This window comes from Aquipseudomonas alcaligenes NBRC 14159 (assembly GCF_000467105.1).
GTDB lineage: Bacteria > Pseudomonadota > Gammaproteobacteria > Pseudomonadales > Pseudomonadaceae > Aquipseudomonas > Aquipseudomonas alcaligenes.
On the sequence record NZ_BATI01000075.1, the window covers coordinates 1 to 6,512 of the forward strand.

Annotated in this window: 10 protein-coding genes and 1 pseudogene; all 11 read left to right on the top strand. The window is 62.0% G+C overall.

Annotation, left to right across the window (positions count from 1 at the left end; genetic code table 11):
* Positions 1-104: 104 nt before the first annotated feature.
* A complete protein-coding gene (locus PA6_RS21850; RefSeq protein WP_001247892.1) occupies positions 105-395 on the top strand; it encodes a nucleotidyltransferase family protein in 291 nt (96 codons plus the stop codon).
* The gene (locus PA6_RS21855) at positions 392-778 is read left to right on the top strand and encodes a HepT-like ribonuclease domain-containing protein (protein WP_003100872.1); all 387 of its coding nucleotides are present in this window, start codon (positions 392-394) and stop codon (positions 776-778) included. Before PA6_RS21850 ends, PA6_RS21855 begins: the two co-directional genes overlap by 4 nt.
* Before the next feature lie 236 nt (positions 779-1,014).
* Positions 1,015-1,371: a cupin domain-containing protein gene (locus PA6_RS23210; RefSeq protein ID WP_003465043.1), complete on the top strand. Its 357-nt coding sequence runs from the start codon at positions 1,015-1,017 to the stop codon at positions 1,369-1,371.
* Positions 1,372-1,625: 254 nt separating this feature from the next.
* Positions 1,626-1,952: a hypothetical protein gene (locus tag PA6_RS21860; RefSeq protein ID WP_003100858.1), complete on the top strand. Its 327-nt coding sequence runs from the start codon at positions 1,626-1,628 to the stop codon at positions 1,950-1,952.
* A 35-nt stretch (positions 1,953-1,987) separates the two neighbouring features.
* Positions 1,988-2,449: a hypothetical protein gene (locus tag PA6_RS21865; protein WP_011137969.1), complete on the top strand. Its 462-nt coding sequence runs from the start codon at positions 1,988-1,990 to the stop codon at positions 2,447-2,449.
* On the top strand, positions 2,446-2,817 hold the full coding sequence (locus PA6_RS21870) for a hypothetical protein (RefSeq protein ID WP_003100853.1): 372 nt from the start codon (positions 2,446-2,448) through the stop codon (positions 2,815-2,817). Before PA6_RS21865 ends, PA6_RS21870 begins: the two co-directional genes overlap by 4 nt.
* Entirely contained in the window at positions 2,811-3,368 is a 558-nt protein-coding gene (locus PA6_RS21875) for a recombinase family protein (RefSeq protein WP_003100847.1), read from the top strand. The genes PA6_RS21870 and PA6_RS21875 overlap by 7 nt, the downstream gene beginning before the upstream one ends.
* A gap of 170 nt (positions 3,369-3,538) precedes the next feature.
* Positions 3,539-4,483, top strand: coding sequence for a chromate resistance protein ChrB domain-containing protein (locus PA6_RS21880; RefSeq protein WP_003117271.1), 945 nt, complete (start codon positions 3,539-3,541; stop codon positions 4,481-4,483).
* A gap of 170 nt (positions 4,484-4,653) precedes the next feature.
* Positions 4,654-5,904, top strand: coding sequence for a chromate resistance efflux protein ChrA (gene chrA, locus PA6_RS21885; RefSeq protein WP_003117270.1), 1,251 nt, complete (start codon positions 4,654-4,656; stop codon positions 5,902-5,904).
* Positions 5,877-6,224 carry a chromate resistance protein gene (locus PA6_RS21890; RefSeq protein WP_223656445.1) on the top strand — a complete coding sequence of 116 codons (348 nt, stop codon included), beginning with the start codon at positions 5,877-5,879 and terminating at the stop codon, positions 6,222-6,224. Before chrA ends, PA6_RS21890 begins: the two co-directional genes overlap by 28 nt.
* Before the next feature lie 67 nt (positions 6,225-6,291).
* A pseudogene (locus PA6_RS21895) lies at positions 6,292-6,512 on the top strand (DNA-binding response regulator); the annotation flags it as partial.

The window sequence follows — 6,512 nt, forward strand, 5'->3', positions numbered from 1 at the left end:
GGCGCGGCACGGGAATCAAGGCATTGCGATTCTCGAAAATAGTTCTTGAAATTCTATTCTTGATTGCATATCATCTCAACGAGTTTCGATAAGAAAGGATGCCCATGCGACCGTCTGTTGTGCTTGACATGAAGCGAAGCGCAGTGCGTGAAGCGGTAGGCCGCTTTCGCGCCGCGAACCCGCGCGTCTTCGGCTCGGTGCTGCATGGCACCGACCGGGATGGCAGCGACCTCGACCTGTTGGTCGATGCGCTGCCCGGTGCCACGTTGTTGGACTTGGGCGATTTGGAAGAAGAACTGAAATCGCTGCTCGGCGTTGACGTCGATCTGCTGACTCCCGGCGACCTGCCGCCGAAGTTCCGGGCCAAGGTGCTCGCGGAGGCGCAACCGATATGAGCGAGAACCGCCTGCCCGATTACCTCGACCACATTCAGCAGGCCGCAACCGATGCGCGCAGCTTCGTGGAAGGGATGGCCAAGGACGACTTCTTGGCCGACAAGCGCACCCAGCAGGCCGTCATCATGAGCCTGATCGTCATCGGCGAGGCGGCCACAAAGGTGATGGATGGCTACGTCGAGTTCACCCAGGCGCATGCCGACGTGCCGTGGCGCAGCATGCGCAATATGCGTAATCGCATGGCTCACGGCTATTTCGACATCAACCTCGATGTGGTGTGGGAGACGGTACAGGAATGGCTGCCGGCGTTGCTCCAGCAATTGCCCGCCGTGCGTCAGGATGCCGACGATGAAGACCGTAACGACAAAGGCATGGAGCCATGACCAATCAAGCCGCCGATGTTCGGCCCCTCTGGCGTGTTCGATCCCGCGACCTATGAGCCGCGCTCGGGCAAGACCTTCTGGATGGCCGCAACGGACGTGAGTTCGCTGGTGGGCAAGGAGGCAGCAGCCGACACGCTCATCGGCAACTGCACGACCGCACGACCAGCCTCCCGTTCAAATTCGAGTTAGAACTCATATCCAGCCTGTCTGGGGGCACTGTGAAAGAGGGATCTCCGATGACTGTTGAATCGAGAATATTTTCTGTAGCCGAGTATGTTCAGCCGTCCGAAGGCGAGCCTATTCGTTCCGTTGTGCTTGAAACCCGAGACTCAATTATCGTGGTTTGGCATGTCCATCCCGGGCAGGAAATTGCGGCTCACATTCATCCTCACGGCCAAGACACGTGGACTGTTTTGTCGGGAATGGCTGATTACTTTCAGGGCAATGGGATTGTTCGTGCCCTCAGGGAAGGTGAGATAGCCGTGGCAAGACCGGGCCAAGTGCACGGGGCGCGAAATACAGGTACCGAGCCATTTGTGTTCGTCTCGGTTGTGGCATCAGCCAATGCCGGTTTCGTATTGGCTGAGCGATAGAGCCCAATCTCTGGAGTTGGTCCAATGAGCGGTCGGGGAGATAGGTAACAGACATGCAGCGGACACGGCTGCTAAACCAGGTCGCAAACCTCCTTGCGTCGCAGCGTGCCGCAAGCGACGCGATCAATCGAATGGGGTCGGCATGAGACTGAACACCATCCAGTTCCCGACCGCGTAGCCGCCTGTCCTGCCGATCAGGTCTTGACCATCGACGCCTGGGATCAGTCCTGAATGTTCTTGGAGACCACTACGTTATGAGCCGCAGCCGCCGCAAAACACCCATCGTCGGGCACACGACCTGCGGCAGCGAGCGCGAGGACAAGAAGCTCTGGCATCAGCGCTGGCGCACCCGTGAGCGCACGGCGCTGACCAGCGCGTCGCCCGAAGCCCTGAGCGCCCATCTGCCCCTGCTGGAAAACCAGGCCAGCAGCGTCTGGTCGATGGGCAAGGATGGCCGCTCCTACTGGCCCGTCAAGCGCCAGGCCGCCACGGCGGATCGCATCGCCAATCACAAGGGACGCAACCCGCAAGAACGCGCCTCCCTGAAAAAGCGCCTGCTGCGCAAGTGGATGAGCAAATGAAGCTCTCCTTCCATCAGCACATTGCGCTGTTCTAGATGATCGGTGCTCCGGGCGTCTTCGCGCCCGTGATCGAGAACGCCAAGCGGCCCGATGCCGGCGCCGTCATGGCGTGGGGTGTCGCGATCGTGGCGGTGATGATCCTCTTCACCCCTTTGCTGCTGCGCTGTCCACCATTCCGGCGCTGGTATGGCCGGACGGATGCGCTGTCGGAGCGGCAGCGCCAGGCGCTTGCCGAGCGCGGCCTGCGCCGCTACTACCAGACCGCTTTCGATGACGGCTACGTGCCCCGCGTGATGCCCTACGTGTGGCGCATCATCTGGACGGTCGGCGGGTTGATGGCTGTGACCGCCGTACTGCCTACCAACACCGGACGGCCAGCCTTCGATGCCTTGGTGGTCTTCTCGACCTGGTATCCGATAGGCGTGATGCTGCTGGTTTTCGCGTCGAGGCCCCTTGGCCGGTTGATTCGCCAAAGAGCACAGGAGCGGCGGAAATGAGCACGTCAACCATCGAGGCGCTGGCCAGCGCCTGGGCAAGGATTGCCGAGGAAGCGGAATTCCCCGCTGACTACGAGGGGACTGCCACACCACAAGCGCATCGGGCTAGCGAAGCTATTCAGGAGCAGATTCGGGAGCGCATCGTCGCCACCAACGACATGCGGCTGTTCAGCCTGCTGCACCTGCTGGGTCAGGCGTCGCTGCGCATGGAGCAAGCGCTGTGGCCGGAGGATTACGAGCGGATGACGCGCGAGGTTGAGGAAGCCCTGCGGCAAGCCACCGACGCCAACGCCAGATCGTACACCCACGAAGAAGTGATGCAGGCGATGCAGGAACGCATCGACCGGGCGCGAGACAAGCCATGTTGATTGGCTATGCGCGCGTCTCGACGCAGGATCAGAACCTGGAGCTGCAACGCGAAGCCTTGAGCAAGGCCGGATGTAAAAAGGTCTTCGAGGACAAGGTGAGTGGCACGCGGGCAGACCGGCCTGGCTTGGCCAAGACGCTCGAAATGCTGCGCGAAGGCGATACTTTGGTCGTCTGGAAGCTCGACCGGCTGGGCCGGTCGGTCAAGCAACTGGTCGATCTGGTCGGCGATCTGCACAAGCACGGTGTCCAGTTCAGGAGCCTCACCGACTCCATCGACACCGGCACACCATCCGGGCGGTTCTTCTTCCACGTCATGGCGAGCCTTGCCGAAATGGAGCGCGAGCTGACCGTCGAGCGCACCCGCGCCGGGCTGGAAGTCGCCAAGCAGCTCGGCCGCAAAGGCGGCCGCAAGCCGAAGATGACCGACAGCAAGATCGAGTCGGCCAAGAAGCTGCTGGCCAGCGGGGTGCCGCCCAAGGACGTGGCCAAGAACCTCGGCGTGTCCATTCCGACGCTGTACCGCTGGGTGCCAGCCTCCACGCACGCTTAGCGTGCTTTATTTTCCGTTTTCTGAGACGACCCCTGACGGCGCAGCGTGGCCATTCCTGACATCCAGTTAGGGTATGCCTTAAATTGACGCTCCGACATGAGTTGTGTATTAGATATAACTTATTGTAGTATTTGTAACATTAATCATCTTTTTGACGAAGGAGCCCGTGCTTGAGCTTTCTTGCCCTATTCGTCAGCCTGCCCACCAAGGCATCGACCGGCCGCATGCGCGTCTGGCGTTCTGTCAAAGCGCAGGGCTGCGCAACGCTGCGCGACGGGGTCTATCTGCTGCCCGACTCGGCGGACAGTGCGGCGACGCTGGGCGAAGTGGCGGCGCAGGCGGTGGAAGTCGGGGGCAGCGGCCAGGTCTATCGACTGTCGGGGTGTGACGAAGCTCAGAAGGCCGCGCTACGCGCCCTGTTCGACCGGGGCGAGGAGTACGCCAGCATCGCCGAGGAGATCAAAGCGCTCGGGCGTAACCTGGCATCCCCGGACGGCGCCGATGCCATGCGCAAGCTCCAGCCGCTCGTGCGCCGCTTCGAGCAGGTGAACCGCATCGACTTCTTCCCCGGCGAGGCGCAGCGGCAGACCTTGAGCCTGCTGGACGACCTGCGCGACGCGATCACCCGCCGTATGTCTCCCGACGAGCCGACCGCCCGGCAGACGGATATTCCGCGGCTGAACCGCGCCGACTATCAGGGTCGGACCTGGGCCACGCGGGCGCGCCCGTGGGTGGACCGACTCGCTTCGGCCTGGCTGATCCGGCGGTTCATCGACCCGAGCGCGCGCATCGTCTGGCTGGCGAGTCCCTCCGACTGCCGCAATGGCTGGCTCGGCTTCGATTTCGACGGCGCCGCCTTCAGTCATGTGGGCACCAAGGTCACCTTCGAGACGCTGCTGGCGAGTTTCGGACTTGATTCCGCCCCTGCACTGGTACGCCTGGGCAAGCTCGTGCATTGCCTGGATTTGGGCGGGCTGCCGGTAGCAGAAGCGCTGGGCATCGAATCGCTGCTCGCCGGCTTGCGCGCATCGGAACCCGATGACGACGCGCTGCTTGCCCGCGCGTGCGAAATTTTTGATTGGCTATTGAAGAGTTACGAGGACAAAACAACGTGAACGCCCCGACCAGTCCTCAGACCGCCGCGCAACCACGCCCGGCCCGTCCGTCTTTCTGGGACATCACCCAAGACGACCTGCTGCTGGCCGCAGGCTTCGGCCGTATTCGACGGCTTGTTGGCCAACTTCCGTATTTGACTGGTTACTGTTGAACTACAAGGAGAAGATCTATGAGCGTTGCGAATGAAGAGTCGTATCGCCCGAGCAAGGCGACGGATGCCACGACTGAAGCCGTCCCTCCACCCATGAGCTACCCACAGCTCTTCGCGCGCTTCCTCAAGTTCGGCTTGCTCGCATGGGGCGGGCCTGTGGCTCAGATCGACATGTTGCGCCGCGAGCTCGTGGACGAGGAACGCTGGATCTCCAGCAAACGCTTCAACAAGCTGCTTGCGGTGATGCAGGTGCTGCCCGGACCCGAAGCGCATGAAATATGCGTTCATTTGGGCATCCGAGCAAAGGGGCGGCTGGGGGGCGTGCTGGCGGGACTCGGTTTCATGCTTCCCGGATTCTTGCTGATGTTCGCGCTGTCCTGGTTGTACTTCCAGATTGAATTCGTGGGTACCGCGCTGGGCGCGGCGTTCCTTGGCGTGCAGGCGGCTGTGATCGCCCTGATCGTGCGCGCCGTGCACCGTATCGGCGAGCACATCCTGCTTGATCGCTGGTTGTGGGTCATTGCCATCGTTTGCGCGCTGGCAGCCATAGGTCGTGTCGACTTCTGGATCACCCTGCCGGCGGGCGGCCTTGTGTACGCCCTGCTCGTGCTGAATCATCGGGCCTCAGCGCTCTTGGTGACACTGGCGGCGGTGGCGCTGGCCGCGGCCGTGGCTTTGTGGGCTGCACCGACAGCGAAGCTTGTGGAAGCGGTCGTTCAGGGCCAGGCCTCGGTGCTGCTCATCTTCGCGTCGGGCCTGAAGGCCGGCTTGCTCACCTTCGGCGGCGCCTACACAGCGATTCCGTTCGTTCGCAACGACGCCGTCGGGCGCGGATGGATGACGGATGGGCAGTTCCTGGACGGCCTGGCGCTGTCCGGTGTGCTACCGGCACCCCTCATCATCTTCGCCACGTTCGTCGGCTATGTGGCGGGGGGGCCGATCGGGGCGGTGGCCATGACGGTGGGTGTCTTTCTTCCGGCCTTTGCGTTCTCGCTGATTTTCTACGACCGGCTGGAGGCGGTCGTGGAGAACAAACGGCTGCACGCCTTTCTGGACGGCGTCGCGGCTGGGGTAGTCGGCCTGATCGGCGCAACCACCATCGACTTGGCGCAGGTCACTGCTGAACGTGTCCCATCGTTGACGGTGGGCATGTCGATTTTCGCCGCAGGCTTGGCATTCCTTTATGCCTGGAAGAACAAGCTCAACGTCGTCGTCGTGATCCTCGCGGCGGGATTGGCGGGGTGGCTGGTATTTCCGAACCAAGGCTGAACCTGATCGAGTCAGCCTTCGTCGCGCCGTTTCCGATCCACCTTGCTGAGGAAGCCAAGATGCCTTACGAACTGAAACCTCTTTCATGCGATCCGGCCAAACTCACCGGCCTGTCCGAGAAGCTGATCGTCAGCCACTGGGAAAACAACTACGGCGGTGCGGTAAAGCGCCTCAATGCCATAGCGAGCCCCGCCATTGGCGGCGCCCTATTCGCCGCCGGCTGGCTGGCGGCGCCGCTGGTGGCCTGCGGCCTACTCAAGGTCGTCTATGACGTTGTGCTTTGGCGCGCTTTTCGGAAGTACGAGGGACCATCCTCTTGAGAGCGCTCGCGCGCAAGCACATGGCGCGGCTTAGCGTACGATTTTTTCCGAATTCTGCGGGCACCCAATGCTCACCGCCCGCGACCAACTAGATGACCGGCTACAAGGCTTCCAATCCGGAGCAGACGACTATCTGGTGAAGCCCTTCGCCCTCTCTGAGCTAGCGGCTCGCATTGAAGCAGTGTTGCGCCGCAGCCTTGGCGGAGGAAAACGTCAGCTGCAGGTCAGCGACCTGATCTATGACCTCGATACTCTAGAAGCGACGCGCGCCGACAAGCCCCTCAAGGG

Excerpts from the sequence above, each read along its gene's own strand:
- PA6_RS21850 (WP_001247892.1), top strand. The coding sequence starts at position 105 with ATGCGACCGTCTGTTGTGCTTGACATGAAGCGAAGCGCAGTGCGTGAA.
- PA6_RS21855 (WP_003100872.1), top strand. The coding sequence starts at position 392 with ATGAGCGAGAACCGCCTGCCCGATTACCTCGACCACATTCAGCAGGCC.
- PA6_RS23210 (WP_003465043.1), top strand. The coding sequence starts at position 1,015 with ATGACTGTTGAATCGAGAATATTTTCTGTAGCCGAGTATGTTCAGCCG.
- PA6_RS21860 (WP_003100858.1), top strand. The coding sequence starts at position 1,626 with ATGAGCCGCAGCCGCCGCAAAACACCCATCGTCGGGCACACGACCTGC.
- PA6_RS21865 (WP_011137969.1), top strand. The coding sequence starts at position 1,988 with ATGATCGGTGCTCCGGGCGTCTTCGCGCCCGTGATCGAGAACGCCAAG.
- PA6_RS21870 (WP_003100853.1), top strand. The coding sequence starts at position 2,446 with ATGAGCACGTCAACCATCGAGGCGCTGGCCAGCGCCTGGGCAAGGATT.
- PA6_RS21875 (WP_003100847.1), top strand. The coding sequence starts at position 2,811 with ATGTTGATTGGCTATGCGCGCGTCTCGACGCAGGATCAGAACCTGGAG.
- chrA (WP_003117270.1), top strand. The coding sequence starts at position 4,654 with ATGAGCGTTGCGAATGAAGAGTCGTATCGCCCGAGCAAGGCGACGGAT.